Source organism: Streptomyces sp. NPDC048603, from assembly GCF_043199475.1.
Lineage (GTDB): Bacteria > Actinomycetota > Actinomycetes > Streptomycetales > Streptomycetaceae > Streptomyces.
In genome coordinates this window covers 137,146-163,799 of record NZ_JBICVY010000009.1, presented here as the reverse complement: position 1 = coordinate 163,799, position 26,654 = coordinate 137,146, and the positions used below count along the sequence as shown (strand labels likewise).

The following is a 26,654-nucleotide window of genomic DNA, read 5'->3' as shown; positions in this document are numbered from 1 at the left end:
TCGCCTACCGGGCGCCCGCCTTGAGGGACTGCTGGGCCAGGCGGTAGGCGGGGAGCATCTGCTCGTGCTCGGCCGTGTCCAGCCCGCCCAGGTGAACGACGACGGCCGCGCCGCCCGGGGTGACGACGGCGAAGGCGCTCTCCTTCTTCGGCTCGTCGAGCGGGGCCGTCTCGTACGCGACCTGCACGGCGGGCAGTGTGGAGCCGCCGGTGCCGGCCTTTAGGTCGGTGTAGGCGGGCGCGCCCTTGGCCTTCTCGCCGGTCATGAACGACTCCAGCACCTTACGGGCCTCCCCGGGCGCGGCGGGCTTGTCGGCGACCCAGACCCGCAGGAAGCCGATGTTGCCGGCGGGCTTGGCGTCGATCTCGCAGGCGAGGGTCATCCCGCCCTGCTTGAACAGCGAGGCGAACTGGTCGTCCGCGGCGTGCGTGACCGCCTTCGGCTTCCAGTCCTTGGCCAGGTCGAAGGAGACGGGCAGGCGGCAGGGAGTACCGTCGCCGCCCACCGATCCGCCGGCCTTGGCGCCCGCGGCGGGGCTCGTGGCGGGGCTCGCCGTGCCGGACGCGGCCGGCTTCGGGTCCTGGGCGTTCCCTCCCGCCTTCGCCGTCTCCGGCTCCGAGGACCCGCAGGCCGTCAGTCCCGCCACCAGGACACCCGCCCCGATCGCGCCCGCAGCCGCCCGAACCGTACGTACCGCCCCACGCCGCATCGCCCGTACTCCCCCACCCGAAAACACCGGAACCACCTGTGAACCGAAAGACAAAAGAGCCGTCAACCTAGCAGGTCACGGGGCAGGCCGCCGCTGCGCAGGCCCCGCCGTCCCGAGCACGGCCGGAAGGTTTGAGGTGCGTGGACCAGTGGGCGTGCCTAGCGTGGGAAGGGCGAGGGTGAACGATGTGTCGAGCCGGCCGCCCCTCGGACAGCCCGCTCGCCCCTCGGACAGCCTGCTCCGCGTCGCCCCCGCCCGTGGTCCGGCGCACTCGCCGATCCCGTGACCGACCGAGAGAGAGCAGGTGCATCCGCATGCGTACGTCGGCCCGTACCCCGGCCCGTATCCCCGGCATCCTCGCCGGCCTGGCCCTCGCCGTCGGCGGTGTCGTTTTCGCCGCCCCGGCCGCCCACGCGGACAGCGAGGACTGCGTGCAACATCTCATGCAACAGAACGTGCAGATCACGGACGCCGTCAAGAAGGCGTGCTATCAGGGCCAGAGCGAAGAGGAGACCACCTGCACCAGCGGCCTCCAAGGAGCGGGCGTCACCGAAGGCGTCGCGGCCCAGGCGTGCAAGGTGGCCCGGCAGTAGCAACTGCAGTAGCAACGGCAGTAACGACGACAGCAGCGACACCTGCAGCAACGACACCGGCCCCAAAGGCAGTTGATGCCGGGGCCATCGGGCGCCGAGACTGAGGATCATGGACGAGACGACCCTCGGTGCCTACCTGCGCCGCATCGGAGCCGAGCGCCCGGCCGCACCCACCGCCGCGGCGCTCAGCGACCTGCACTTCCGCCACCTGCACACCATCCCGTTCGAGAACCTCGACCTGCACCTCGGCGGGCAGATCTCCCTGAACGGGAAGGACCTGCTCGCCAAGCTCCTGGACCAGGAGCGCGGCGGTGTCTGCTACGAGTTGAACGGGGCCTTCGGCGCGCTGCTGCGCGCGCTCGGCTACCGGGTGCGGTTCCTGTCGGTCCGCGTGTACATGGACGACGGCGCACCCGGCATCCCGTACGGCCACCTCGCCCTGCTGGTGGAGACGGCGGACGGGCAGCGCCTGCTGGCCGACGTCGGGTTCGGCGACCACATCCACCACCCGATCGCCTTCGACGAACGCGGTGACCAGCAGGACCCGGCCGGGGTGTTCCGCATCGTCCCGGCGGAGGACGGCGAGGGCACGGTCGCGGCCGCCGGTGAGGACGCCGAGGACCGCCCGGCCGGCGGCGACCTCGTCGTGCTCAAGGACGGCAAGCCCGTCTACCGCGTGGAGACCCGTCCGCGCGCCATGGACGACTTCTCCGCCGCCGCCTGGTGGACCGGTACCTCTCCCGACTCGCACTTCACCCGCGCCCCGCTCTGCTCGCGGGTCACCGAGTCGGGCGGCCGGATCACGCTCAGCGGCCGCCGGCTGATCACGACGCCGACGGCCGGTGGGGAGCGTACGGTGCGGGTCGTCGAGGACGACGCGGAGCTGCTGGCCGCCTACCGCGAGCTGTTCGGCGTACGCCTGCCCCGCGTCCCGGACCGTACGGACGCCCCGCCCGCTCCCCCGACCCGCTGACCTGTCGACTTATCGACCTATGGCCTATCGACCTTATGACCTATCGACCCGCTGTTACTCGACGACGAGCTCGACGGGGATGTTGCCGCGGGTGGCACGGGAGTACGGGCACACCTCGTGCGCCTTCTTCACCAGCAGGGCGCCCGTCTCCCCGGCCAGCTCCTCCGGCAGCTCGACGCGCAGCGTGACGGCGAGGCCGAAGCCGCCGTCCGCCTCCTTGCCGATGGAGGTCTCGGCCGTCACGGAGACCTCGCTGGTGTCGACCTTGGCCTGCCGGCCGACGAGGCCGAGCGCGCTGGCGAAGCAGGCGGCGTATCCGGCGGAGAACAGCTGCTCGGGGTTGGTGCCCTGGCCGTTGCCGCCGAGCGCCGGCGGCATCGCCAGCGCGAGGTCGATCTGACCGTCGGAGCTGACGGCACGGCCTTCCCGGCCGTTGGCGGTGGCGACAGCGGTGTACAGCGCGTCCATCGGAGGGTTCCTCTCTGAGATCACTGGGATCGGGGCCCGGCCCCGTTCACGGGCCTGGCCCCGTTCGTGGATCCGGCCCCGTTTGCGGGACCGGCCCGGCCACAAAGATGGCACACAATTCAGTTGTGCACAACTCAATCGCCCGCAGCTCTCCCCGCGCTACACTGGCCCCCATGACCGAGCTGCCGACCGCCACCCCCGCCGACCAGGACTTTCTCCGCCTCGACGGCCAGATCTGCTTCTCCCTGAACGCGGCGACCCGCGCCTTCGGCGGCCTCTACCGGATCGTCCTGAAGGACCTGGGCCTCACCTACCCCCAGTACCTGGTGATGCTGGTCCTGTGGGAGCACGGCGAGATGCCGGTCAAGGAGCTCGGCCGCCACCTGCGGCTCGACTCGGGCACCCTGTCCCCGCTCCTCAAGCGCCTGGAGGCGACCGGCCTGATCCGCCGCGAGCGCAGCACCGAGGACGAGCGCTCGGTCCACGCCCACCTCACCGAGGCCGGCACCGCCCTCCGCGCCCGCGCCGCGGAGGTCCCCCGCCGCATCGCCACCGCGACCGGCTTCCAGCTCGCCGAGATCCGCGACCTCCAGTCCCGCCTGGACCGCCTGACCACGGCCCTGGACGCGGCGACGGAATCCGGTCTCTGAGCCTTCGGCCGGCAATGTCGCCGTCCTCTCTGCCAATACTTCTGGCACATTGCGCCACGCACATCACACACCGCGGTGCTGCGACCAGAAGGGGGGACCTCTCACATGGCTCCTGCCATGCCCAGATCCAGGACCGTGCGATCAGCCACGGCAACAGCGTCCGTGGCGGCACCGGCGCCGAGGTCGCGATGTTCGGCGCCCAGCAGGTGACTGCCCTCACCGAAGACGACGGCGGCTGGTTCAACTTCCTCGATTACCTCGACGGCGAAGGTGACAAGGCCCGCAAGGCACAGGCCGCGTGCGCCATCGGCCGCCTTTCTTGACGGAACCAGGGACAACGGCGGTGCGTGTCTGATGGAGTGGCGTGGTGAAGGCACCGGTGTCGGTGCAGGTGCGTGCTCCAGTTCAGACTGATCTCTCAGGGGGTGGGGCGAGGATGCTGTCGGAGGCAATGACTGCGCTGGCTGCGGCGGGAGGCACTGCGGTGGTGCAGGCCGCAGGCACAGATGCATGGACAGGGGTCCGCCAGCAGGTGGCCCGTTGGTTCGGCCGGGGAAATCCGCAGCGCGAGCACGCCGAGCTGGAGCGCCTCGATCAGACCGCGGGCGAGCTGGAGGCAGCGCGGCCGGCCGAGATGGAGCGGATGCGCATCCGTCAGGAGGCCGCGTGGCAGGGCCGGATCGAGGCCCTGCTGGAAGGTCTGGAGGACATCGAGCGGGACCGGGTCGTGGATGAGCTGCGCACCCTGCTGGCCCAACAGACCTCCCACCGCAGCGTGTCGGCCGGCCAGAGCGGTCTGGCCGTGGGCGGGAACGTGCACGTCCGGTCCGATCACGGGTCCGCTGCCGCTGTGACCATGGGGAATGTGACACTGGGAAACCCCTCCCAGCCGGGTCCGCACCAGGACTGAGCGCACCCGGTACCGCCTCGGCCGCACCGACTCACAACTTCGGCAGCATCTTCGCCGACCACGGCAGTGTCGCCGTCGGCTACGCCGGGCAAGTCCACCACCACGCTGCGCCCCGCACACCCGCCGCCTGGCCACACCAGGTCGGCGTGCTCCCACCCCGCGCCCTGTCGTTCCAGCACCGGGCCGAGGCCGACCAGCTGCGGGCGATGGTCGACAGCGGGGGTACTGCGGTGCTCAGCCAGGTCCTGACCGGGACCGGCGGGGTGGGCAAGACGCAGCTGGCTGCCGACTACGCCCGTACCGCCTGGGACAGCGGCGGGGTCGACGTACTGGTGTGGATCAGCGCGAGCAGCCGCTCAGCGGTCACGGCCGGCTACGCGCAGGCCGGCGTCGAGCTCCTGGCCGCCGACCCCAGCGACCCTGAGAAGGCCGCGCAGGCGTTCCTGGCATGGTTGGAGCCGAAAGCCGGCCAGAAGCCGTGCCGGTGGCTGGTCGTACTGGACGGCGTCGCGGATCCGGCCGATATGCGTGGCTGGTGGCCGCCTGCCAGCCCGCGCGGCCGTGTCCTGGTCACCACGCGCCGCCGCGAGTCCGCCCTGACCGGCGCCGGCCGACGCCTGGTGACCGTGGGCTTGTTTACCCCCCAGGATGCCGCCGCCTATTTCACCGCCGTACTCGCGGCGCATGACCGCCATGAACCCACCGACCAGATCAACAGCCTCGCGGCCGACCTGGGACACCTGCCCCTCGCCTTGGCCCAGGCCGCCGCCTACATCATCGACGCCGCCGTCACCTGCGCCCGCTACCGCCGTCTTCTGGCCGACCGGCTCAGGAAACTGGCCGACCTGCTCCCCGAACCCAGCGCCCTGCCCGACGACCAAGCCGTCACCGTGGCGGCCACCTGGTCCCTGTCCATCGAACACGCCGATCGGCTCCACCCCGCCGGCTTGGCCCGCCCCATGCTCCAACTCGCTGCGGTGCTTGACCCCAACGGCATCCCCGCCGATGTCCTGACCAGCCGACCCGCCCTCACCCACCTCACCCACCACCGCACCCCTGGCACCCCTGGCACCCCCGACACCGCCGGCACCGCCGGCAGCCAGCAACCAATCCCCACCACAACCGAGGACGCTGCAGGCGCACTGCACGCCCTGCACCGGCTCAGCCTGGTCACCTACGCGCCAGGCCAGCCTGTTCAGGTCCATGGGCTGGTGCAGCGTAGTGTGCGCGAACAGGTTCCGCCGGAACTGCTGGCCCGGACCGTCCGGGCGGCGGCCGACGCCCTGCTCCATGCCTGGCCACAGACGGAACGTGACTTCGCCACCGGCCAGCGGTTCCGCGCCAACACCGAGACGCTGCGGTCCCATGACGAGCACCTGCTGTGGTCGGACCACGATGTGCACGAGGTCCTACTCCGGCTCGGCCAGAGCCTCGGCCGCGCGGGCTTCTACCAGGCGTCGATGGACCACTACCGGCAGCTCGCGGCCGCCTCCGCGCAGAAATACGGCCCCGGCTACCCCCGTACCCTCACCTGTCGCAGCAACTCCCTCCGCCTGCTGGCCATCGTCAAGGACCCCACGGAAGCCGTGGCGGCGTACGAGGAGCTGGTCGCGGACTGCACGCGTCTGGCCGGGCCGGACGACTTCACCACCCTCGACGCGCGCGGCGCTCTCGCCGACGCCCGAGCCGTAGGCGGCGACCTGTCCGGTGCGCTCGCCGCGCACGAGGAGCTGCTCGCCGACCAGCGCCGCGTCCACGGCCCGTTCCACCGCGACACCCTCGCGGCCTGCGGCAAACTCGCCTCCCTGCGCCGCCAGATGGCGGACGTGCCGCGCGCCGCCGCCCTGTACGAGCGTCTGCTCGCCGACTGCCGGACGCACCTGGGGCCCTTCGCCGACATGACCCTGGAGGTCCGCGGAGAGCTCGCGCGCCTGCGGGGGAGGGCGGGCGATCCGGCGGGGGCCCGAGCGCTGTACGAGGAACTACTCGCCGACCACTTGGCGGAGTTCGGCCACGACGATCACCGCACCCTGGTAGTGCGGCACGAGCTGGCCGACTGGCGTGCCGCCGCCGGAGATCCGGCCGGAGCCGCCGCCGAACTGGCGGACATGATCGACGACGCTGTGCGGGTCCTGGGCGCTCACCACATCGACGTCTCCCGTGCCCGTTTCTCCCTGGGGCTGCTGCGCGACAAGGCGGGAGACTCCACCGCGGCACCGTCCGGCATCGACGAGTCGGCCCGCTTGCTGGAGCAGACGTTCGGGCCTGACCACCCACTTGTCATCAGCCACCGCGGCTTCCTCCGGATGTGGCAACGCGGCCTTGTGGAGAGCGATCCGGTCGCCGCCGCCGAGGCCCTGAAGGAGATGATTGCCGCCCTGGGCGCACTCTGGGGTCTCGACCACCCTGACGTCCTGCTCCACCGCAGCATCCTCCTCGGTATCGAGGGCCTGATCAGCGACCCGGGCCAGGTAGCCGAGGAGTTCGCCGCGCTGCTCGCCGACTGCCGACGGGCCCTGGACCCCGAGCACCCCCTCACCCTGGCGACCCGCGTCGATCTGGCCGATTTGCGCGGCGCGGCAGGCGACCACTCCAAGGCGGTCGCCGACCTCCGCGAACTGCAGGGAGACATGGCCCGGGTACTGGGCCCGCACCATCCAGAGACCCTGCGCACCCGTGAGCTGCTCGCCAAGAAGCTGCACGCAGCGGGCGACACGGCCGCGGCCCTCGTGGCGTACGAGGACCTGATCGCCGTGCACCGCCGGGTGCTGGGCCCGGACCACCCGGACACCCTCCGGCTGCGCAGTGCCCTTGCCGACTGCCGCTCCGACGACGCGGAGGCGGACACGATGATCCCGGTCTACCAGGAGCTGATCGCGGACTGCGCGCGGGTCCTGGGCTCCGACCATCCCAGGACGCTCGACATGCGCGGCCGCCTGCTCGACTGCCGGGCGGAGGCAGGCGACCCGGCAGGGGCGGCCGAGGAGTGCCGCGAGCTGCTCTGCGACTACCAGCGGCTCATGCCGCCCGACCATATCGAGACCCTTCCCGTTCGCGCCACCTACGCCAAGCTGCTCGCGGACAGCGAAGACTTCGCCGGGTCGGCCACCGCGTACGAAGACCTGCTGCCGGCGGCCCTGCGAATCTGGGGCCCCGACCACCTCGGCTCGCTGATGTTCCGCGGCTGCCTGGCCGAGGTGCGGACCCGGCGCGACCGCGCCCCAGCCGACGGCCTCGTCGTCTTCGCCGCGCTCTTCAACGACTGCCTGCGACTCCTGGGCCCCGACCACTACGTCACCGAGGCCACCCGAGACTTCCGGGACGCCCTGCGCCAAGGTGGCTCGGCACTCCCATCCACCACGTACAACGAGCTGCTGGACCAGTACGCGAAAGCCGAGCGCTCCGGCCGCGCGATGCCCACCGCCGGATGATCCCGCCTGCGGAGCTGGGCAACCGATCTCACTGCGGTTCGGCTCGAAAGGGTGCGTGTGGGTTCTGTCGGCGACCTGACCGGCGACCGGATCCCGGACCTGTGGGCCGTGGACTCCGCCGGGAAGTTCCGCACGTTCCCCGGTACCGGCACCGCGACCCCGCACCCGTCGGTCAAGGGCTTCGGCCCGGCGAAGTAGCACGGCTTGTGAAGCAGGGGCCGGCGGCGGGCCCTCAGGCTCCGCCGCCGAGCCAGGCGCCCGACCAGCCGTCGCGGTTGGTGAAGGACTCGTAGGAGTAGCGGGTGGCGCGGGGCCACTGTTCGCCGGTGAGGTGTTCGTACGCCTGGTCGGGGACGTAGAGGAGGTCCTCCGCCCGGGCCGGGCACTCGGCGTACGGGGCGAACTCGGCCGGATCGGCCAGTACGGACTCGTACGCCGCGCGGCCGGCCGCCACCACCGCGCACCGGGTGTGGAGGAAGACGTCCCCCGGGAGGCCTCGGCCGTACTCGCGGCGGTCGAGCCGGTACAGCAGCCAGGACAGCCACTCGGCGAAGGCGACCACGCGGTGCAGTGGGCCCGTCGACAGGGCCACCGTCAGCGCCGCCGCGAGGAGGTCGGCGTCCGGGTCCGGCCCGACGGGGCGGCAGTCCTCCAGCAGATCCCAGAAGGCGTTCTCGTCCATGCCCGCAGCATGGCGGACGGCCGTGACGGGGCGGACCCGGTCTCCCGAGTCGGCCGCCCCGTGCCGTTCCTTTCAGGCCAGGTCCCAGATGCCGGTGGCGGCGGCCTCGCGGGCGTAGTCCGCGAAGTCCTTCGGCTTGCGGCCGAGGGCCTGCTCGACTCCGTGCACCAGGTGGGCGTTGCGACCGTCGAGGATCATCGTGAAGAGGTCCGCGAACTCCTCCGGGAGCCCGTTCTCGCGCAGCACCGCGCGGTACTGCTCGTTGGTGACGGAGACGTACGCGATCTCGCGGCCGGTGGCCTTGGACAGTTCCGCGGCGACGTCGCTGAAGCTGAGCAGGCGCGGGCCGGAGAGCTCGTAGACCTTGCCGATGTGGCGGTCGTCGGTCAGCGCGGCCACCACGACGTCGGCGATGTCGTCGGCGTCGACGAAGGCCTCGACCGCATCCGCCGTCGGGAGGGCGATCTCGCCGGCGAGGACGGGCTCCAGGAAGAAGCTCTCGTCGAAGTTCTGGTTGAACCAGCTGGCACGGACGACGGTCCAGTCGGCGCCGGACGCCTGCAGCCGGGCCTCGGCGGCCGCGGCGGCCTCCTCGCCGCGCCCGGAGAGCAGCACCAGGCGCCGTGCGCCGGAGGCCACCGCCAGCTCGGAGAAGGCGCCGATCTGGTCGGCGGCGCCCGGGAAGGCCAGGTCGGGGTAGTAGGTGACGTACACCCGGTCGACGCCCTCCAGGGCCGGGCCCCAGGTGGCGGGCTCGTTCCAGTCGAAGGCGGGGGTGGCGCTGCGGGAGCCGATGCGGACGCGGCGGCCCTGCGCGGTGAGCTTCTCGGCTACACGGCGGCCCGTCTTGCCGGTTCCGCCGATGACCAGGGTCGCCTTGTCCGTGCCCGCGTTCGTGCCCATGTCCGTCTCCTTGGAGGTCAGTGCGGTCAGTTCGGTCTGCGCGTTTCCTGCGTTCCGTGCGTTCCCTGCGTGCTGCTCCGTGTTCTTCATGACTACAGTCAAGCTCGGGGCGGTGAGACGGAACATAGCCCCGAAGCTCAACTGCATACGCGAGCGTCCAACGGCGTCTGGTTACGCGGTGAGGCCGAGGGCCGCCAGGCGCTCCGGGTCGTTGAGGATGTCGATGGCGACGATCTTCCCGCCCTGGACGGTGAAGGCCATCAGGGTGACCGGCCTGCCGTCGGTGAACGCCACGAAGCCGGCGGCCCCGTTGACGAGGACCGGCACCGCCGTCTGCGCGAAGGCCGCGAACGTGATCGCCTGCGAGGCCACCGTTCCGGCACCGCGCATGAGGCGTCCCGGCCGCAGCGTGCCGCCGTCGGCCCGGGCCACCACGTCCGGGTCCAGGACGGACACCAGGGCGTCGAAGTCGCCGCCGCGCGCGGCGGCGAGGAAGGCGCTCACGACCTCGCGCTGCCGGGCGAGGTCCGGGTCGGGGGCGGTGGGCGTGGCCTGGACGCGCCGCCGGGCGCGGCTGGCGAGCTGCCGGGTGGCGGCCGGGGTGCGGCCGAGGACGGGGGCGATCTCCTCGAACGGCACCGCGAACAGGTCGTGCAGCACGAACGCGAGCCGCTCGGCCGGGGTCAGCGTCTCCAGCACCACCAGCAGGGCGATGCCGACCGAGTCGGCGAGCAGGACCTCCTGTTCGGGGTCGACGGTGTCCGCGCGGCTGATCACGGGGTCGGGGATGCGTACCCGCCCGTCCGGCCATTCCAGCGGGTCCTCGCGGCGGGAGACCCGGGAACGCAGCATGTCCAGGCAGACGCGGCCGACGACGGTGGTCAGCCAGCCGCCCAGGTTCCTGACCTCGGCGGTGTCGGAACGGCCGAGTTTGAACCACGCCTCCTGTACGGCGTCCTCGGCCTCGCTGAGCGAGCCGAGCATCCGGTAGGCGACCGCGCGGAGGTGGGGGCGGTGCTCCTCGAACCGCTCCGCGAGGAGGTCGTCGTCCCGGTCGTGCCCCGCCCCGTTCCCCGTCTCGTTCCCCGTCTCGTTCCCTGCCTCGTTCCCCGTCTCGTTCACGTTCTTGTCCATCGGTCACATCCTCGCGGTCGTACCGGCCAGGAGGGCGAGGGCCGCTGCCGAGGGCGAGTCCGGGGCCGCGCTGTACGTCAGCATCCGGTGCCCGGTGCCGTCGCCGAGGTTCAGGGTCTCGAAGTCCAGCGAGAGCGGTCCGACCACCGGGTGGTGCATGGTCTTCACCCCGACCGTGCACTCCCGTACCGGCTGCCTGGACCACAGCTCCGCGAACTCCGTGCTCTGCAGCATCAGCGAGCCGATCAGCTCGGCCAGCGCCCGGTCCTGCGGGTGCCGGCCGGCCACCAGGCGGAGCGCGGCCAGGGCGGTCCGGGCCTCGGTCCGCCAGTCCGGGTACAGCTCGCGGGTGTGGAGGTCGAGGAAGAGCATCCGGGTCAGGTTGGGCCGGTCGGCGGGGTGGTCCGGGCTGTCCGCGGCGAGGTGGCCGGCGAGGAGTGCGTGTCCGAGCGGGTTCCAGGCCAGGACGTGGTTGCGGCGGTCCAGCACCACGGCCGGTACCCGGTCCATGGCCGCGAGCAGCTGCCTGGTCGCGGGCCGCGCGTACTCCGGCCGCGGGGCCCGCTCGCGCTGCGCGCGCGGCGGGCGGGCCAGGTCGCGGAGGTGGCTGTGCTCGTCGGGGGTCAGCCGTAACGCCCGCGCCAGCGCGTCGAGCACGGCGTCGGAGGCGTTGCTGCTCTGGCCCTGTTCCAGGTGCGTGTAGTAGGTGATGCTCACCCCGGCCAGCAGCGCCAGTTCCTCACGGCGCAGTCCGGGGACCCGCCGCCGGGTGCCGTGCACGGGCAGGCCCACGTCCTCCGGGCGGATCCGGTCGCGGCGCGAGCGGAGGAACGCACCCAGCGCGGTCGCCGAGGCGGAACCGGGAGCGGAGGGTGAGGCGGCTGTGGTCGCCGCGCCGGTGGATGCTGCTTCGTCTGTACGGGCCATGGGTGCAAGTGTGCGCCGGGAGGGCGGCGTTCGGGGGGCCGAAGGGTGGCCCTGCGAGTGCCACCTTCCGCGGCACCAGCACCAACAGGCTTCTGGGTAACTCCGCCGGACCGGGCCACTGTCGTTCCCGGGATCTCTGGTTACCGGGGTCCCGAAGACCCGAATCCCGAGAAGCCGAGAACCCGGACCGGAGAACGGTTCGCTGGAACGGAAGGTGCCTGACATGGCGATGACGGAGCGCAGAACGGCCGTACCGAACCACGACGCCGGGGCAGCACCGGCCCGGCCGGACGGTGGGACGAAGCCGGACGGTGGGACGAAGCCGGACGGTCGGACGGAGCCGGACGGGCAGATGCGGCTGGACGGCAGGATGAGGCTGGTCCTGCTCGTGCTGCTGGTCGCGCAGTTCATGCTGGCCGTGGACTTCTCCATCCTGAACGTGGCCCTGCCGGTCATCGGCGAGGGGCTCGGCTTCTCCCTCTCCGGCCTCCAGTGGATCGCGACGTCGTTCGCCCTCTGCGCGGCCGGCTTCACCCTCCTCTTCGGCCGGATCGCCGACCTGTTCGGGCGCCGCCGCCTCTTCCTCGGCGGCCTCGCCGTCCTGGGCCTGTCCTCCCTCGCCGGCGGTCTCGCCACCACCCCGGAGATGCTGCTGACCGCCCGCGTCCTGCAGGGCCTCGCCACCGCCGCCGTCACCCCGGCCGGGCTCTCCCTGCTGACGACCTCCTTCCCCGAAGGCCCCTTGCGGCAGAAGGCGCTCGGCCTGAACGGCGCGCTGATGTCGGCCGGTTTCACCACCGGAGCCGTCCTGGGCGGGCTGCTGACCGACCTGCTGTCCTGGCGGTGGGCGTTCTTCATCAACGTCCCGGTGGCCCTGGCCGTGCTGCTCGTAGCCCCCGCCGTCATCAAGGAATCCCGCCCGGTGGTCCGGCCGCGGCTGGACGTACCGGGTGCGGTGAGCGTGACCCTCGGACTGCTCGCCCTCGTCTACGGGATGACGCTCGCGGGCGAACACGGCTGGGGCCACGGTCCGGCCCTGCTCTGGCTCGGGGCCGGTGTGGTCCTGCTGGCGGTCTTCCGTGTCGTCGAGTCCCGGGCCGCCTCGCCGCTGGTCCCGCTCTCCGTCCTGAAGCGGCGGACCGTGGCCTGGGGCAACGCCATCGGGCTGATCGCCTTCCTGACGGAGACCTCCCTGGTCTTCCTGATGACCGTCTACCTGCAGGAAGTCCTCGGCCGGTCACCGCTCGCCGCCGGACTCAGCTTCTCCGTGCTGGGCCTGGGCACGGTCCTCGGCGGCGTACTCGCACCGCGGGTGATCGCCGCCGGCTCCACCCGGCGCGCCCTGGTCGTCGGCGGAACGGTCCAGGCCGCCGCCACCCTCGCCCTGGCCGGGCTGGGAACGGACGGGTCCTCCCTGTGGCTGCTGCTGGGAGCCACGTTCGCGGGCGGCGTCGGCAACATGCTGGTGATCGTCGGCTTCATGGTCACGGCCACCACCGGGCTGCCCGACCACGAACAGGGCCTGGCCACCGGCCTCGCGACCATGACCCAGCAGGTGGGCATCACCATGGGCACGCCGGTCATGAGCGCGGTCGCCGCGTCCCGGGCGGAGGTGATGGACGGGATCACGACCGCGATCCTGGTCAACACCGGGCTGGTGCTGGCCGGCGTACTGGCTGCCGCACGGTTCCTCGGGCCGCGGGGGCGGAGGAAGCCGCGGCCCGGTTCCAGGGCGGGGCGCCGTTGGTGACGGATGGGCGGCGGGCCTGGCCCGGCGTACCGACGGGTGGTGGCCCCGGTTCGACCGCGACCTCATGGTCGCGGCGATCACCGGGACCACCACCCGCCCGTGGTGACCGGATCGGGAGCGCGCCGAGTGCCCGTGGACCGTACGAAAGCCGCTGCCTGCCGGCCCTAGCCCTTGGGCACGCCCGTGTTCTGGCAGGCGGTGAGCAGCCAGGGGCCGTCCCCGTCCTTCGTCATCACGTACAGCGGCACGCCCTGGTCGCCCTCGCCCTCGGTCGGGTGGTACACCTGGCTGACCTTGACCGCGGCCACGTCGGGACGCAGGAACTGCACGTGGGTGACCTCGTACGTGACCTCGCCGTCCCAGGACGCGCTCGGGAGCACCTCGCGCGTGAACTCGGAGATGGCGTCCAGGCCGATCAGGACCTTGCCGCCGCCCGTGGTCCACAGGGCGTCCGGGTGGAAGAGGGCGAGGAAGGCCTCCGGGTCCTTGGCCCGCTGCGATGCCTGGACAGCGGCGACCACTTGCCCGATCGCTTCGATGTCGGCGAGACGGGCCGCGTCCACTACTGCGTCTGCGTTCGGTGTCGTCTTCATGTAGATCATGGTGCAACCTGAACCCCTGTTGAGGTCAACACATAAGATCACATGCTGATATGACGCGAACCCTGTATCTGTTCTGTTCCGCCGCCCCGCCCGTCTTCGACGTGGCCCGGGTGATCGAGGACGCCCAGTCCCGCGGCTGGGACGTCTGCCTCGGCCTGACACCGACGGCAGCGCACTGGCTGGCCGGCGGTCTCGACGGCCTGGCAGCGCTGACCGGCCATCCCGTGCGCTGGCAGTACAAGTTCCCCGGCGATCCCGACGTCTGGCCGACCGCCGACGCCCTGCTGTTCGCCCCGGCCACCTTCAACTCGGTCAACGCGTGGGCCCTCGGCCTCACCGACCGCTTCGTCGTCGGTGTCGCCGCCGAGGCGCTCGGGAAGGGCACCCCGGCCGTCACGATGCCGTGCGCCAACGAAGCCCTGGCCCGGCACCCGCAGTTCGAGCAGAGCCTGGCGGTGCTGCGCGGCGCGGGCGTGGAGGTGCTGCACGGCGAGACCGGCTATGTCCCGGGGCCGCCGGGGACCGACGATCCCGGTCCGTTCCCCTGGGGCGCGGCGCTGGACGCCATCGGACGACGGGCGGCTTCTGGAGTCCGGCAGATCTAGTGCTGTGACCGTGAACGTTCACCGGGTCGCGGGAACACGGCCGGCCCTGTCCGGATCAGCCGGGAGGCCCTGCGCTGCTTACCGGCCCGCCGCGGGATCTCCTTCCAGCGCACGAGAACCTGGAAGGAGTTCCCAGACCCGGACTTCGACGCCAAGCTCGCCCGCATCGAGTACGCGATCAGCGACCTGGCCGCCCAGCGACGCGAACGCGCCCGCGTCCGCAGCGAGAAAGCCATCCGCTGGTCAACGCGCCAGACGGAAGTGAACGATGGTGGCGTCATCGGTTGACTTGATGTCGGGGTAGTGGAACCGCAGCCTGTCCTGCAGCTCGGCGAGATCACGAAACCCGTCGGCGACAGCGTCCGCCTCGGTCAACTCGGCAACGCTCTTCGAGGTGATCTGAGTGACCACACCGGACAGCACTACCTCGTCATCCAACTCGAACACCATGTTCACCGGGCCCGTCTCCACTGGGTCGCGGAACCGCACCGTGGTCGTCTTCCGCCCAGTGCGTACAGCCTCGAGATAGGTGCGATGGAAATACAGGACCTGCATCGCGGCCGAGCACGGCGCTCCGTCGCGCCGGGCGAACTCGACCAGCTCCAGGTCTTCTTCCGTCGGCAGATTCATAGTGTTGTCCATCCGGCAAACACTACTCATACGCGTCCCAAAGCCATGTAACCCAGTGAACGTTCGCGGTCACAGCACTCGGAGATGTCTTACGGATCACGCCGTGCTGAGGGCCGGCTCCGGGGCGGGCTGGGGGACGGGCTCCGGGGCGGGAGCGGGGACGGGCTCCAGGGCGGGAGCGAGGGCCGGATAGTCCGTGTAGCCCTCCTCCCCCTGTACGTGCATCAGGAACTCCGGCCGGATCGCGTTCAGCGAGGCGCCCGTCCGCAGCCTCTCCACGAAGTCGGGGTTGGCCAGGAAGCCCCGGCCCAGCGCGATCAGGTCTGCGCCGCCCTCGGCGAGCAGCCGCTCGCCCTTCCGCTTGCCGCCGTCGGCCGCCTGCTCCTCGCGCGACAGCTGCGGGTTGGCGATCAGGGTGCCCGGCCAGGCCTTGCGGATCCGCCGGTACAAGGGCTGGTCCGGGTCGGCGTAGACGACGTGCAGATAGGCCGGGCCGATCTCGGCCAGGGCTGCCACGAGCAGCGGGTAGATGGTCTCGGTGTCGCCTTCCTCGACCGCGTTGACGATCAGTCCGGGCGAGATCCGCACGCCCACCCGCTCCGGGCCGATGGCCTCGGCGACGGCCCTGACCACCTCGACAACGAACCTGATGCGGTGCTCCGCCGGGCCGCCCCACTCGTCGGTGCGGAGGTTGGTGTTGCCCGCCAGGAACTGGTGCAGCAGGTGGCCGTTGGCGGAGTGCACCTCGACCCCGGCGAAGCCCGCCTCGACGGCGTTGCGGGCGGCGTCGGCGAAGTCGGCGATGGTGGAGCGGATGTCCTCGGCGGTCATCTCGCGGGGTTCCACCGCGTCCTGGAGGCCACTCGGGGTGTGCAGCTGCTCCGGGAAGCGCACGGCGGAGGGGGCGAGGGGCCGGTGTCCGCTGGTCTCGGGGTGGCCGACCCGGCCGCCGTGCTGCAGCTGCAGGAACATCCGGCCGCCGGCGCCGCGCACCGCCCCCGTGACCCGGCGCCAGCCGGCCACCTGCGCCGGAGTGTGGATGGCGGGGATGTGCGGGTACGTCTGGCCCACCGCGTTCGGGGTGGTCGCCTCGGCGATGATCAGCCCGGCCGAGGCGCGCTGCGCGTAGTACGTCTCCATGAGCTCGCCCGGGACTCCGTCGGCACCGGCCCGGTTGCGGGTCAGCGGGGCCATCACCAGCCGGTTGGGGAGCTCCAGGTCACCGAGGCGGGCTGCCTCGAACAGCGTTGCGGAGCCGGTCTTCTGAGTCTGCGTCTGTTCTTGTGTGTTCGTCATGCCGTTACCGTAGAAGCTGACATCAGTGTCAGATTCAAGTGAGTCGGACGACGAAGACGTCGTCGGCGGCGGCGGCGGTTGGAGGCGGGGGACGCATGCGGATCGGGCAACTGGCGGCACGCACCGGGGTCAGCGAGCGCTCCTTGCGCTACTACGAGAAGCAGGGGCTGCTGGTGTCCGACCGTACTCCGGGCGGCCACCGCGACTATGCGGAAGCGGCGGTCGACCGGGTCATCCGCATCCAGGAGCTGTACGCGGCCGGACTGCACAGCTCGAAGATCTCGCAGATCCTGCCGTGCATGCGGGACACGGACGGAGGGCCGTCCGTCCGCGCGACCCCTCGGCTGGTCGCGGAGCTGACGGCGGAGCGCGAGCGCATCGACCGGATGATCACCGACCTGCTGCGGTCCCGCGAGGTCCTCGACGAGGTCATCGCGACCGCTTCGGGGACCCTGTCGGTGGCGTGATCCACGGCTTCCTTCAAAACCCGGTTTTGAAAATCGGGCGGCGAGGGCCGGCCAAGGCACTGCGCCGCCGGGGCCACGGCCCGTATAGTGGCGGCACTGTTACTCAGGCACGTGAGGCCGCCCTCCCCCCATCGGGGAGGGCGGCCTCACGTCTTGTCCGGCCGGAGCCCGTCAGGCGACCTGGAGCTTCGGGCGGCCCGCCGGGGTCGGCGGGGCCTGGTGGTACGTCGGCAGCTTCAGGTTGGGCAGGTCGCCCGCCTTGATGCGGGTGAGGGCCGCCCGGAACGCCGCCTCCATGTCCTCCGGACTCTCGTACTTCGCCGCCAGCGGGTGGAGCCGGTAGGAGTTGCCGTTACGCCCCTCACTGCGCGGGCGCAGCACGATGTTCAGGTCGCACAACGGCGCCATGAGGCCGCTGACGGCCTGCGGCGTGACCCCGTACTCGGCCGCCATGTCCTTCTGCCGGACCGGCAGCGTCCCGCCGAAGTCACTGCGGGAGACGAGGTACTGGAGGAACTTGACGGCGGATCCTGACAGCGGCAGGGCCCAGATGCGCTCGGCGACGATCGGAGACATGACGTTAGCCATGGGACAGCCTTCCTCGAGAGCCGACGCCCGTGCGGGGGCAGGGGCATGGCGGCACCATCATCCGGTACGTCTCCTTCCGCGCAAGCCGGTCCCCGGGTTTTCCGGCTCGAAGCCGAGGTCCAGCTCCTCCTGGTGGGCACCTTCCGGTCCCACCGCGTAGGGGAACGCACCGGTGTCATGGTCGTGCCGGTCGGCGATTTCCGCGAGCACTTCGTGCTGGGCCGTGCTGTTGCCGTGAAACCACAGGCGTACGTTGATCTGGATCCGGCCGTTGCCGACCTGCTCCACCCACTTGTAGCCGCAGAGGGCCTGCACGGCACGGTTGACCGTGGAACGCGTGATCATCTTGCCGCCCTTGCGCGCGGCGATCCTGTTCAGCCCGTCCGTGATCTCCTGCTGCGTGTACTGGGCGACGCCGGTGCCCGGCAGCTGTCCCCCGGCCACGAACAGGAAGACGCACAGCTGGGACTTGGTGATGCTGTTCGCGACGGCCAGCTGCGCCAGCAGCTGCGTGAACCAGTTGCTGGCCAGGCTGTAGCCGGAGTCTCCGGCCATGTCGTGGACGGCTCTGGGGTCCGCCGCGTACTCGAAATGGACTCCGGTGAGGCGACGGCGGCCGCCGGGGTCGGTGGTCTGCGCCACCTGCTCCCCCAACTGCCGGCCGAGCACCGCCAGGATGTCCCCGAACTCGGCGTCGTCCCCCGCGGCTGCGGGTGCGGGTACGGCGGGTACGGGGCGGTGCCCGCTGTGTCGACGACGTGCGGGCGGATCAGATGTCACAGGACCCCCTTGCTACTCAGGCAGTCCGAGACTATCCAAAAAATCAACGTGTGCTTGTCTTTTGCCCGGGCGGCTCGCCGAAGGAGCCCCCGGATCCCGGCCGCGTTCGAACACGGCGCCAAAAGTCCACGGTACGTGAAGTTTTCCGAGCTCGAAGAGCCGGAAGTCCACGCCTGCTTGATTTCTGTTGTCGCGATGAGCGCACATTTCGAGAGGCCCACTCGGGAGCGCACCCCCTCGCGGGCCCACAGCAGCAACCCTCTGACCTGCGGCGACGCGAGGCCCCTGGCCGCCGCCGAAAACTCCACGCCTGCTTGAGTTTTCCGCGAAATGTGCTCGCCAGGTACACATTTCGCAGGCCCGAATGTGTCCTGGGGGACACATTCGCTTAAAGAAAACCGCAGGTCAGAGGCCATATTCCGGCCGCGCCCTCTTACCAAAGAGCAACCCGCCCCGGTCCGCGAGCCGAACGCGGAACCGACGGACTCATGGAGTCGTGGAGTCGTGGAGTGATGGATTCATGTGGGCATCAGGACACCTGGGCCACACGTTCTCTGACGCACCGGCAGGCTTGGTGCGCGCGACGAACACATCCCCCGAGCACATCAGCCGACGCACCTGCACCCCGGGCGGTCCTGCTGCCGACCGGCCGGGGACGCCCCCATCCCCGGCCGCGTGACCTCATCAGCCATGTCCGTCGCAGTCCCTCGTGCCCAGGGAGGGCGCCCAGCGCCCGAGCGGTGCACCGGCGACCGTCAGGGAGCCGGGGCAGGGCATGAGGGTGGGCGGGTCCAGGGCGCCTCAGCGCCTGGCGAGGGGGTCTGGGGGGCGAGCAGCCCCCCATGCCACGGCCGGTCCAGCGCGGCCAGGCGCTGGCGGGGTCCAGGGGCGGGCCCCTGGGACATACGGTCCGCGGTTCGCCGACGGCAAGAGCCTGTTGACCAACCCAGTCGTGCACTGGTGCTCCGCGAGCCGTCGGCGGACAGCGAGAGGCGCCGGGAACGGCCCTGGCGGGCGTGGTAGTCGACGTCATCGGGCTCGTGCGGCACCGGGCTACCTCGTGGCTGGTGTCCGAGGCAGGACTTCAGGGCCGTACCAGGGCGCGTACGTCCCGAACCCCTCCGTGAAGCGCGGGCCCGGCGGTGTCTCCAGTTCGCTCCACAGCTTGCTGCCGTCGTACCAGTGGTCGACGGCCAGGAGGGACAGCAGCCGGCGCAGCCTGGCGGTCCGGGCGGCGCGCTCCCGGTCGCCCTCCCCCTCCCCCTCCCCCACTCCCGCATCCGCATCCGCTGCGGCACCGAGCAGTTCCAGCGCGCCCGTCAGGTCGGTGTCGCCCGTGGGCAGGGCCAGGCCGAGTGCGCCGGCGATCGTCTCCACCACCTCCCGCGCGGTCACCGGTTCGGGGTGGGCTGCGTGCAGCACCCGCCCGCCCGTCCCGTCGCCCCTCCCGTCGCTCCGTACGGCGAGTTCCGCCAGGGCCCCTGCCAGCGCGTCCACCGAGATCATGGACATCCGGGCCCGGCCGCCGTCCACCCAGTACGGCAGTCGCCTGAGCATCCGTACCAGCTCGGGCACCACCCAGCGGTCGCCACGGCCGTACACCAGGTGCGGCCGTACGACGGTCCCGCCCGCGGCCAGTACGAGCCGCTCCCCCGCCAGCCGGGTGGCGCTGGTCACCGAGCCCGGCTCTTCGGGCAGTTCGCCCTCCGCCGCGCCCCGGTGCGCACCGTTGCGGTACACGGCCGCCGTCCCGAGCTGCACGATCCGGCGCACCCCCGCCCGCTCCGCCTCGGCGAGCAGGGCCCGCGTGCCGGTCTCGTTGACGGCCCGGCAGTCCTCCTCTGAGCCACCGATCCGCGCCGCCAGGTGCAGCAGCGTGCCCGTGCCCTCGCAGAGCCCGCGCAGGGTCTCGGGGTTCGTCAGATCGCCCTGTACGACCTCTGCGCCGGGCAGCGGTGGAAGCCCCCGGTCACGCACCAGCACCCGCAGCGGCACTCCCTGCGCGGCCAGTCGTTCGACCACGTGCGTGCCGACGAACCCGGCCCCGCCCGTGACCAACACCCGCTCCGCCGTGCCCAGCCCTGCCGTCGTCTTCTCCGGCGTCGCCATCGCATCCCCCTCGGATCGCATGCCTGCGATGAGGAACATACCAGGTGACTGGTTTTTTTATATGACCATCGAGCCCGCCCTGTGTGTTCCGTGTGCGTTCTGAGGTGCGATTGGCCTAGGCTCGCCCTGGAGGTCCCCATGCACCACGAGCAAGACACCCTGTTCGCGGCGGTCGACGCGCTGCTGGCCCAGACCGCGGGCAAGGACGCGCTGCCTGCGCCGGAGGAGCGCAAGCGGCTGCGGGAGGCTGCCGGTCTCAGCCAGGACCAGGTAGCGCGGGCCCTCTCCGTACGGCGGGAGACGGTGACCTCCTGGGAGTCCGGCCGTACGGACCCGCGACCGCCGAAGCGGGCCGCCTACCTGCGCCTGCTGGACGGCCTGGCCGACCTCCACCCGACTGACCCGGAGCGCGAGTCGGGGGCGGGTTCCGAGCCCGAGTCCGAGCCGGAGCCGACTCCCGCGGCCGCGGCCGCGACCACTCCCCCGCACTCCACCGCTCCCCCGGCCGAGCCGGAGCCTGAGCACGCGCGTCCGGCCGAGCCCGCACACGCGGCTGCTCCGGCCACGCAGCCGGAACGAGCCGCCGGGGCAGCCTCCGCGCAGGCCTCCGTACACGCGGCCACCGCCCAGGCCCCGGCCTCGGCACCGGCACCGGCACCGGCACCGGCACCGACCCAGGCTCCCGCCCCCGCAGGAACGACCGTTCCGCCGGTGCCGGCGGCCACTCCCGGCCCCGCCCCCCGGGCCGGAACCCTCCGGGCCGAGGCCACGCGCGGCCGGGGCCGGCGCGCGGAAACTCCCGCTGCCCCGCAGGGGCACGGGCCACTCGCCGTGCTCGACGGCACCGGGCAGGCCCACGCCGCCGGCGGGCTGATCCTCCAGCATCCGGCCGCCGATCTCCCCGCCCTCCTCACCTGGGCGCTCACCGAGGCCGGCCTCCGGTCGCCCCGCCTGCATCCCAACGGCCGGGACGGCGACCCACTGCTCGTGCTCACCGAGGCCGCCACCGAGGCCCTCGACCTGCCCCTCGTCCTGGAGGACCGCCGCGGCCTGCGCCTCCCGGACGACCACCCGGTCGTCAGGCAGCTGGCCAAGGCCAAATGGAAGCTGACCCAGCGCGGTTTCGGCCCGTGGCCGCGCATCTACCGGCCCGCCTCCCCCACCACCGGCCGGCAGTGCGTACAGCTCGCCGTGCTCCCCTGGGGGGCGCTCGACCCCCGCGCCTGGGGCGAGCACACCGCCGAACTGCCCGCGCCCGAGCTCGCCGACGTGCTCACCACGTACGCCACCCGGGTCCTGACCCCGCGCGGTTCCACCGCGGTCACCGGCCTGGAGCTGATGACTGCCCTGCGGCCGCCCACCCGGGCGGCCAAGGACCCCGAGACAGGTGCCTGGGTGCCGGCCGCCGTTCCCGGCTCCCTCACCCGTGCGGTCGACCCGGCCCCTCCGGAGGCCCCGGACGAGCACCCGGTCGTCGCCGCGCTGTACCCGCGCGGCCACCGGCGTACGTCCGACGAGGTGCTCGACGAGGAGGCGTACGACTGGATCCGGGACCCCGAACTCCTCACGGACGCCGAGTGCGCGCGCACCCACGCGGTCGGCATCGACGTCAACATGGCCTTCGCCGCCGCTGCCAACCGGCTCACCGTCGGCACCGGTCCCGCCGTTCATCTTCAAAACCCGGTTTTGAACCCGAAGCTCCCCGGGTGCTGGCTGGCCGACCTTTCCGGCATCGAACTCGACCCCCGGCTGCCCAGTCCCTTCACCCCGGACGGGCGGCCGCCCACCGGCCCGGCCTGGTACGCGACCCCGACCCTCGCCTACGCCGTCGAGCTCGGTCACGAGGTCCGCCCCCTCGACGCCTGGGTCCGCCCCGAGCACGGCGCGTACCTGGACCCCTGGTACGGGCGACTGCGCGACGCGTACCTGGCCACCATGGCCGACCTCGGGGTGACCACCGAGCTGTCGGAAGCCGGTTTCCTGCACGCCATGGAGATCCACAAGGCGAAGGACCCGGTCCGGGCCGCCCTCCTCTCCGCGATCAAGGCCACCGTCAAGGGCGGCATCGGCAAGCTGCGGGAACGCCCGCAGGGCGCCGCGTACCGGCCGGGCGAATCCTGGCCCGCACTGGAACGGCCCACCTGGCGCCCCGACATCCGCGCCGCCGTGATCTCCACGGCCCGGGTCAACATGCACCGCAAGATGAACAAGCTGGCCACCGCCGCCGGTCTGTACCCCGTCGCGGTCCTCTCCGACTGCGCGGTCTACCTGTCCGACGGCCCGAGCCCGCTCGACTTCCTCCCGCGGACCCCCGAGGGCAAGCCGCTGCCCGGCGGGTTCCGGCTCGGCGTCAGCCCGGGCATGGTCAAGCACGAGGGCACCCAGCCGATGCTGTGGGCGGTCCAACTGCTCGACGAGGGCCACAATCCGGCCCGGCACATCAAGGGCCACGACGCCGCGGCCGACGGGGAGTAACGGACACCCATGGCAGAGATCAGCGACAGCCTCACCCGAGCCGACGAGCAGCACTTCACCCGGCCGATCCCCAGGTCGGCCGGCGCACGGATGCGGTTCCTCGTACGACAGCTCAAGTCGACCCGGGCGGCCGCCACGCTCCTCGGCATCTCCCAGCGCACCGTCGAGCGCTACGTCAAGGACCAGCTGAGGCAGCCCAAGCCGGCGCTCGCGGCCCGCCTGGAGACCGAGGTCCGGCGTCGCTGGCAGCCGCTGGTCCGCAAGCGGGCCCGCGACCAGGCCGCCCGTACCACCGGCCTGGTCATCGAGACCCGCGCCCGGTTCGGCTTCACCGCGGCCCCGGGCAGCACCGACGACAGCCGCGTGCGCCGCATCACCCAGCACCTGCCCCCGGAGTACGCCGAACGCCTCTTCGCCGCCCAGCAGTCCGGGGCCACCGAGGACCGGCTCCGGCACATCGCCGCCGAAGGCCTGCAGGAGCTGTACTTCAAGGACAGCGGCGCCCGCGCCCAGGGACTGCTGGTCGAGTTCACCGACATCGACTACGTGGACTTCAGCTTCTAGACCAGTGCTGCGGACCCTTCGGCCGGATCGGTGTGACCGACCGCGCCCCTTGTTCGATGTTTAGCTAACTTGTTAAATACCTGGCATGACAGAAGCTCAGGATGAGGCGGGAGCCTTCCGTGCCCTCGCCGACCCGACGAGGCGCCAGATCCTTGAGGACCTCAGGGGCGGCGAGCTCGCGGCAGGTGAGATCGCCGCCAGGTTCGCGATCAGCGCGCCCTCCATCTCACGGCATCTCGGCGTGCTCAAGGGAGCCGGACTGGTCACCGAGCGACGGGAGGGGAACCGGATTCTCTACGCACTGGCCGAGGATCGCCTGGCCGCCTCCATCGGCCGGTTCCTCAGCGCCGTCTGCCCCGAGCAGATCGTGCTCCGCCACACCACATGGCGCCGCAGGGCGCAGAACGAGGGATCATGAGGCAGCCACGACTGTCCAGTGTCGTTGAACGACGGCTGCTGGTGAACTACCGAGTCGACCCGGACGTCGCGGAACGCCTGCTTCCCGCGCCACTTCGCCCGCAACTGGTGCACGGCCACGCGGTCGCGGGCATCTGCCTGCTGCGGCTGGGGAGTGTCCGGCCCGCCTGGACGCCCAGGTTCCTCGGACTGCGGAGCGAGAACGCGGCGCACCGCATCGCCGTCGAGTGGGACGGGCCGGACGGCGTCGAGACCGGCGTGTACATCCCGAGGCGCGACACGGCCTCGCGGCTCAACGCCTGGGCCGGAGGCCGCCTCTTTCCCGGCGAACACGGTCGCGCCGACTTCGAGGTGCACGAGACGCCCGGTCAGATGAGCGTCGCGCTGGCCACGCGGGACGGTGACACCCGGGTTGATGTCACCGTCGAGCTGTCCGACGAGCTGCGGGGCAGTACGCTGTTCGCCGATCTCGCCGAGGCTTCCCGCTTCTTCCGGGGCGGGGCGAAGGGCTTCTCGGCCACCAGCTCCGGCCGCCACCTGGACGGCATGGAACTACAGACCGATGCCTGGCACGTGGAGGCCTGCCGGGTTCGCTCCGCCGTATCGTCCTTCTTCGACGATCCGGACCTCTTCCCTCCGGGGAGTGCGACCCTGGACTGCGCTCTGGTCATGCGCGACGTCCCCGTCAGTTGGCGGCCGCTCCCGGCGATGGCTTCCGAGCGAGCTGCCCAACTCGCCAACTGAAGCGCTCAGTCGCAATCGGTGGCATCCTCAGCCTTCATGACGGAGCATGGATTCCTGGCGCTGGCGCCGCAGTACACCTCTACGTCCGAGCTGCTCTCGGCGTCGGCGCACCGGCGGGGAATGTACGTGGAAGTACTTCCCGCCCATGGCGGTGCGGGCACCGCCACCGGGAGGCGCGGTGGCCACTACTACGGCGGTCCCGCTTTCGCGGCACGCGTCGTGGATGCCCTTGGGGTCGCGCTCCTGGAGCCGTCCGACGACTGGCTGACCACCTTGCCCCATGAGTACACCGGACGGCGCATCGCCTTGACGACCCTGGGCGAGGCACGCCGTCTGTCCCGACCCGCATTCGTCAAGCCGCCCACGGACAAGAGCTTCCCGGCCGCCGTGTACGCCGGCGGTGGTTCCCTGCCGACCGGGCCGGAGCTGTCACCGGAGGTGCCGGTACAGATCAGCGATGTGGTGACCTGGGCAGCGGAGTTCCGGCTGTACGTCCTGGACGGCGAGGTCCGCACGGGTTCGCAGTACGCCACCTTCGGCCGTCTCGACGCCGAGCCACTGGCCGGGCACCGCCATGAAGGCGCCGTCCTGGAGTTCGCCGACGGACTCCTGGCCACCTGCGGCAGCGGCCTGCCCAGCGCGGTGGTGGTGGACATCGGACTCCTGGCCACACCCGAGCACGGCACCGCCGACCGGTGGGCGGTGGTCGAGGCGAACATGGCCTGGTTCAGCAACAGCTACGCCGCGGATCCCGACCGGGTCCTGGACGTCGTCCTGCGCTCGGCCGGTCCGCGGGCACGGATGGCGGAGCGGGACCGCAGGTTCTGCCGGAACGCATCCATGACAGGGATGCCGCCGGCGGTGACCACTCGCTGACCGGAGGGCCTGTCAGCGCATGCGCGTGCGCCTCCGGCGGTCATGCTCGGAGGGGGCCGGATCCGACGGCGGTCGGACCGGCCCCTTCGACCCGGTGACCGCAACGGAAGGGTGTTTCGCGATGAGCTCTGAGGACGGGTTCCGCGGTGGGGGAGAGGTGTACACCCTGCTGGCCGTGGCCGCGGCAGCGGCGGAAGCCGGGGACCTTGAGGCGTCGGCCCGCGCCCTCAAGCAGGTCCGGGAGGTTCCCGTGGACGATCCCCTCCTGCTGGACCACTACCTGGCGGGCTTCGAGGCACGGCTGGGTGCGGCGGGGCAGGGCAACCTCTACCTGAGGAAGGAGGAGGTCGCGCAGATCGACCTGTTCGCCGTGCTGGGCCGGCATCTGCCCCTCCTGCGCGCGGCCCGGCTGGCCGACGACAACCTGCTGCCCTTCCTCCGGGGCCGCTCGTCGGCGACGGTCCTGGGGCTCGGGATCGGCAAAGGGCGCCAGGAATGCGACCTTCTGGCCCGAGCCCCGCACGTGCGCTCCCTGACCGTGATCGGAGTCGACGTGGCGGGGGAGAGCCTCGACACCGCGGCGGCCGCGCTCCGTTCCGCCGGCGACCGGGCCGGCACCGCGGTGACGTTCCATCCGGTCCGGGCCGCCACCGAGGACCTGGACGCGACGGTGTGGGAGCTGGTGCGGCGCTCCCCGCGCCCGCTGCTGGTGACGGCATCCTTCGCGCTGCACCACATGCGCGACGTTGCGGGCGAGGACACCCGTGCCGCCCTCTTCCGGCGGCTTCGGAGCCTCGAACCGGATGCGGTCGCCCTGTGCGAGGCGGACTCGGACCACCACAACGTCCCCTTGTCGGCCCGCTTCGCGAACTCCTGGCACCACTACGGGACCCTCTTCCGGGCGATCGACAGCACCGGCGCGACCGCCCCGGAGAAGAGCGCGATGAAGCAGTTCTTCGGCCGGGAGATCCAGAACGTCATCGGAGCCGCGGACGAGGACCGGTACGAGCGGCACGAGCCGCTTCGGGTGTGGGCCGAACGGTTCACGGCGCACGGGTTCCGGCTGGTCGAACCCTCCAGTCCCCATCCGGACACCCAGGCGGGGTTCACTGCGCTCGCGCGCGCCTCGTACATCGAACTGGCCTACCGGAACATCCCACTGGCGGGCGTACTGACTGCGGTGCCGGACCGGTTCTTCAAAACCCGGTTTTGAAAAACCGGCGGGGCAGCCGTACGAGGGGCGGTCCGAGGCTGTCCGGGAGCGATCCGGTGCGACGACTTCAAAACCGGGTTTTGAAAGACCGCCGGATGCTGCCGGTACGAGGGGCGGTCCGGGAACAAGCCGGAGACCCCCGAAGGGCGGCAGTCCCG

Annotated in this window: 28 protein-coding genes and 1 pseudogene; 17 read left to right on the top strand and 12 right to left on the bottom strand. The window is 71.7% G+C overall.

Features of this window, described 5'->3' with window-relative positions:
- Nucleotides 1-4 precede the first annotated feature (4 nt).
- Nucleotides 5-646 carry a lipoprotein gene (locus ACGFQ9_RS23485; RefSeq protein ID WP_393576238.1) on the bottom strand — a complete coding sequence of 214 codons (642 nt, stop codon included), beginning with the start codon at nt 644-646 and terminating at the stop codon, nt 5-7.
- 377 nt (nt 647-1,023) lie between these two features.
- Between ACGFQ9_RS23485 and ACGFQ9_RS23480 the strand changes: the two genes are divergently transcribed.
- A complete protein-coding gene (locus ACGFQ9_RS23480) occupies nt 1,024-1,302 on the top strand; it encodes a hypothetical protein (RefSeq protein ID WP_393576236.1) in 279 nt (92 codons plus the stop codon).
- A gap of 109 nt (nt 1,303-1,411) precedes the next feature.
- A complete protein-coding gene (locus ACGFQ9_RS23475) occupies nt 1,412-2,275 on the top strand; it encodes an arylamine N-acetyltransferase (RefSeq protein WP_393576235.1) in 864 nt (287 codons plus the stop codon).
- Nucleotides 2,276-2,329: 54 nt separating this feature from the next.
- Here the strand turns inward: ACGFQ9_RS23475 and ACGFQ9_RS23470 are convergent, their stop codons facing one another.
- A complete protein-coding gene (locus tag ACGFQ9_RS23470; RefSeq protein WP_393576233.1) occupies nt 2,330-2,743 on the bottom strand; it encodes an organic hydroperoxide resistance protein in 414 nt (137 codons plus the stop codon).
- Nucleotides 2,744-2,916: 173 nt separating this feature from the next.
- Here ACGFQ9_RS23470 and ACGFQ9_RS23465 point away from each other — a divergent pair, with 173 nt between their 5' ends.
- From ACGFQ9_RS23465 to ACGFQ9_RS23445, 5 genes are all read left to right on the top strand, one after another.
- Entirely contained in the window at nt 2,917-3,393 is a 477-nt protein-coding gene (locus ACGFQ9_RS23465) for a MarR family winged helix-turn-helix transcriptional regulator (RefSeq protein WP_393576231.1), read from the top strand.
- 188 nt (nt 3,394-3,581) lie between these two features.
- The gene (locus tag ACGFQ9_RS23460) at nt 3,582-3,716 is read left to right on the top strand and encodes a hypothetical protein (protein ID WP_393576230.1); all 135 of its coding nucleotides are present in this window, start codon (nt 3,582-3,584) and stop codon (nt 3,714-3,716) included.
- A 209-nt stretch (nt 3,717-3,925) separates the two neighbouring features.
- Nucleotides 3,926-4,303, top strand: coding sequence for a hypothetical protein (locus ACGFQ9_RS23455; protein ID WP_393576229.1), 378 nt, complete (start codon nt 3,926-3,928; stop codon nt 4,301-4,303).
- A 146-nt stretch (nt 4,304-4,449) separates the two neighbouring features.
- Nucleotides 4,450-7,734 (top strand): tetratricopeptide repeat protein, encoded by a 3,285-nt coding sequence (locus tag ACGFQ9_RS23450; protein ID WP_393576227.1) that lies wholly within the window; start codon nt 4,450-4,452, stop codon nt 7,732-7,734.
- A gap of 51 nt (nt 7,735-7,785) precedes the next feature.
- Nucleotides 7,786-7,932 (top strand): hypothetical protein, encoded by a 147-nt coding sequence (locus ACGFQ9_RS23445; protein WP_393576225.1) that lies wholly within the window; start codon nt 7,786-7,788, stop codon nt 7,930-7,932.
- A gap of 34 nt (nt 7,933-7,966) precedes the next feature.
- Here ACGFQ9_RS23445 and ACGFQ9_RS23440 read toward each other — a convergent pair whose 3' ends face one another.
- From ACGFQ9_RS23440 to ACGFQ9_RS23425, 4 genes are all read right to left on the bottom strand, one after another.
- The gene (locus ACGFQ9_RS23440) at nt 7,967-8,416 is read right to left on the bottom strand and encodes a DUF4240 domain-containing protein (RefSeq protein WP_393576223.1); all 450 of its coding nucleotides are present in this window, start codon (nt 8,414-8,416) and stop codon (nt 7,967-7,969) included.
- Nucleotides 8,417-8,488: 72 nt separating this feature from the next.
- The gene (locus tag ACGFQ9_RS23435) at nt 8,489-9,319 is read right to left on the bottom strand and encodes an NAD(P)H-binding protein (protein ID WP_393576529.1); all 831 of its coding nucleotides are present in this window, start codon (nt 9,317-9,319) and stop codon (nt 8,489-8,491) included.
- Nucleotides 9,320-9,490: 171 nt separating this feature from the next.
- Nucleotides 9,491-10,453 (bottom strand): sigma-70 family RNA polymerase sigma factor, encoded by a 963-nt coding sequence (locus tag ACGFQ9_RS23430; protein WP_393576222.1) that lies wholly within the window; start codon nt 10,451-10,453, stop codon nt 9,491-9,493.
- A 3-nt stretch (nt 10,454-10,456) separates the two neighbouring features.
- Nucleotides 10,457-11,380 carry a helix-turn-helix domain-containing protein gene (locus ACGFQ9_RS23425; protein WP_393576220.1) on the bottom strand — a complete coding sequence of 308 codons (924 nt, stop codon included), beginning with the start codon at nt 11,378-11,380 and terminating at the stop codon, nt 10,457-10,459.
- 352 nt (nt 11,381-11,732) lie between these two features.
- Here ACGFQ9_RS23425 and ACGFQ9_RS23420 point away from each other — a divergent pair, with 352 nt between their 5' ends.
- A complete protein-coding gene (locus ACGFQ9_RS23420) occupies nt 11,733-13,130 on the top strand; it encodes an MFS transporter (protein WP_393576528.1) in 1,398 nt (465 codons plus the stop codon).
- A gap of 164 nt (nt 13,131-13,294) precedes the next feature.
- Here the strand turns inward: ACGFQ9_RS23420 and ACGFQ9_RS23415 are convergent, their stop codons facing one another.
- Nucleotides 13,295-13,723, bottom strand: coding sequence for an SgcJ/EcaC family oxidoreductase (locus tag ACGFQ9_RS23415; protein WP_393576218.1), 429 nt, complete (start codon nt 13,721-13,723; stop codon nt 13,295-13,297).
- Between the two features lie 59 nt (nt 13,724-13,782).
- Between ACGFQ9_RS23415 and ACGFQ9_RS23410 the strand changes: the two genes are divergently transcribed.
- Entirely contained in the window at nt 13,783-14,337 is a 555-nt protein-coding gene (locus ACGFQ9_RS23410) for a flavoprotein (protein WP_393576216.1), read from the top strand.
- A 27-nt stretch (nt 14,338-14,364) separates the two neighbouring features.
- A pseudogene (locus ACGFQ9_RS23405) lies at nt 14,365-14,523 on the top strand (IS630 family transposase); the annotation flags it as partial.
- A 57-nt stretch (nt 14,524-14,580) separates the two neighbouring features.
- Here the strand turns inward: ACGFQ9_RS23405 and ACGFQ9_RS23400 are convergent.
- Together ACGFQ9_RS23400 and ACGFQ9_RS23395 are read right to left on the bottom strand one after the other, a co-directional pair.
- Nucleotides 14,581-14,967, bottom strand: coding sequence for an ASCH domain-containing protein (locus ACGFQ9_RS23400; RefSeq protein ID WP_393576215.1), 387 nt, complete (start codon nt 14,965-14,967; stop codon nt 14,581-14,583).
- Between the two features lie 96 nt (nt 14,968-15,063).
- Nucleotides 15,064-16,263 (bottom strand): alkene reductase, encoded by a 1,200-nt coding sequence (locus tag ACGFQ9_RS23395; protein WP_393576213.1) that lies wholly within the window; start codon nt 16,261-16,263, stop codon nt 15,064-15,066.
- 95 nt (nt 16,264-16,358) lie between these two features.
- On the opposite strand from ACGFQ9_RS23395, the gene ACGFQ9_RS23390 reads away from it, so the two are divergent.
- Nucleotides 16,359-16,730: a MerR family transcriptional regulator gene (locus ACGFQ9_RS23390; protein ID WP_393576212.1), complete on the top strand. Its 372-nt coding sequence runs from the start codon at nt 16,359-16,361 to the stop codon at nt 16,728-16,730.
- 171 nt (nt 16,731-16,901) lie between these two features.
- Here ACGFQ9_RS23390 and ACGFQ9_RS23385 read toward each other — a convergent pair whose 3' ends face one another.
- The 3 genes from ACGFQ9_RS23385 to ACGFQ9_RS23375 all read right to left on the bottom strand — a co-directional run bounded on the left by ACGFQ9_RS23385 (nt 16,902) and on the right by ACGFQ9_RS23375 (nt 20,207).
- A complete protein-coding gene (locus tag ACGFQ9_RS23385; RefSeq protein WP_393576210.1) occupies nt 16,902-17,318 on the bottom strand; it encodes a hypothetical protein in 417 nt (138 codons plus the stop codon).
- Nucleotides 17,319-17,375: 57 nt separating this feature from the next.
- Nucleotides 17,376-18,098: a hypothetical protein gene (locus ACGFQ9_RS23380; protein WP_393576209.1), complete on the bottom strand. Its 723-nt coding sequence runs from the start codon at nt 18,096-18,098 to the stop codon at nt 17,376-17,378.
- Nucleotides 18,099-19,151: 1,053 nt separating this feature from the next.
- Nucleotides 19,152-20,207: an NAD-dependent epimerase/dehydratase family protein gene (locus tag ACGFQ9_RS23375; RefSeq protein WP_393576208.1), complete on the bottom strand. Its 1,056-nt coding sequence runs from the start codon at nt 20,205-20,207 to the stop codon at nt 19,152-19,154.
- Nucleotides 20,208-20,345: 138 nt separating this feature from the next.
- On the opposite strand from ACGFQ9_RS23375, the gene tap reads away from it, so the two are divergent.
- The 6 genes from tap to ACGFQ9_RS23345 all read left to right on the top strand — a co-directional run bounded on the left by tap (nt 20,346) and on the right by ACGFQ9_RS23345 (nt 26,496).
- The gene (gene tap / locus ACGFQ9_RS23370; RefSeq protein WP_393576207.1) at nt 20,346-22,682 is read left to right on the top strand and encodes a telomere-associated protein Tap; all 2,337 of its coding nucleotides are present in this window, start codon (nt 20,346-20,348) and stop codon (nt 22,680-22,682) included.
- A gap of 9 nt (nt 22,683-22,691) precedes the next feature.
- Entirely contained in the window at nt 22,692-23,246 is a 555-nt protein-coding gene (gene tpg, locus ACGFQ9_RS23365; protein ID WP_393576206.1) for a telomere-protecting terminal protein Tpg, read from the top strand.
- Between the two features lie 85 nt (nt 23,247-23,331).
- Entirely contained in the window at nt 23,332-23,664 is a 333-nt protein-coding gene (locus ACGFQ9_RS23360) for a metalloregulator ArsR/SmtB family transcription factor (protein ID WP_362467523.1), read from the top strand.
- Nucleotides 23,661-24,407: a DUF2071 domain-containing protein gene (locus tag ACGFQ9_RS23355; protein ID WP_393576205.1), complete on the top strand. Its 747-nt coding sequence runs from the start codon at nt 23,661-23,663 to the stop codon at nt 24,405-24,407. Before ACGFQ9_RS23360 ends, ACGFQ9_RS23355 begins: the two co-directional genes overlap by 4 nt.
- Before the next feature lie 36 nt (nt 24,408-24,443).
- Nucleotides 24,444-25,283, top strand: a complete 840-nt coding sequence (locus ACGFQ9_RS23350) for an ATP-grasp domain-containing protein (protein ID WP_393576203.1) — start codon at nt 24,444-24,446, stop codon at nt 25,281-25,283.
- A 121-nt stretch (nt 25,284-25,404) separates the two neighbouring features.
- On the top strand, nt 25,405-26,496 hold the full coding sequence (locus tag ACGFQ9_RS23345) for a GRAS family protein (RefSeq protein ID WP_393576202.1): 1,092 nt from the start codon (nt 25,405-25,407) through the stop codon (nt 26,494-26,496).
- Nucleotides 26,497-26,654 lie beyond the last annotated feature (158 nt).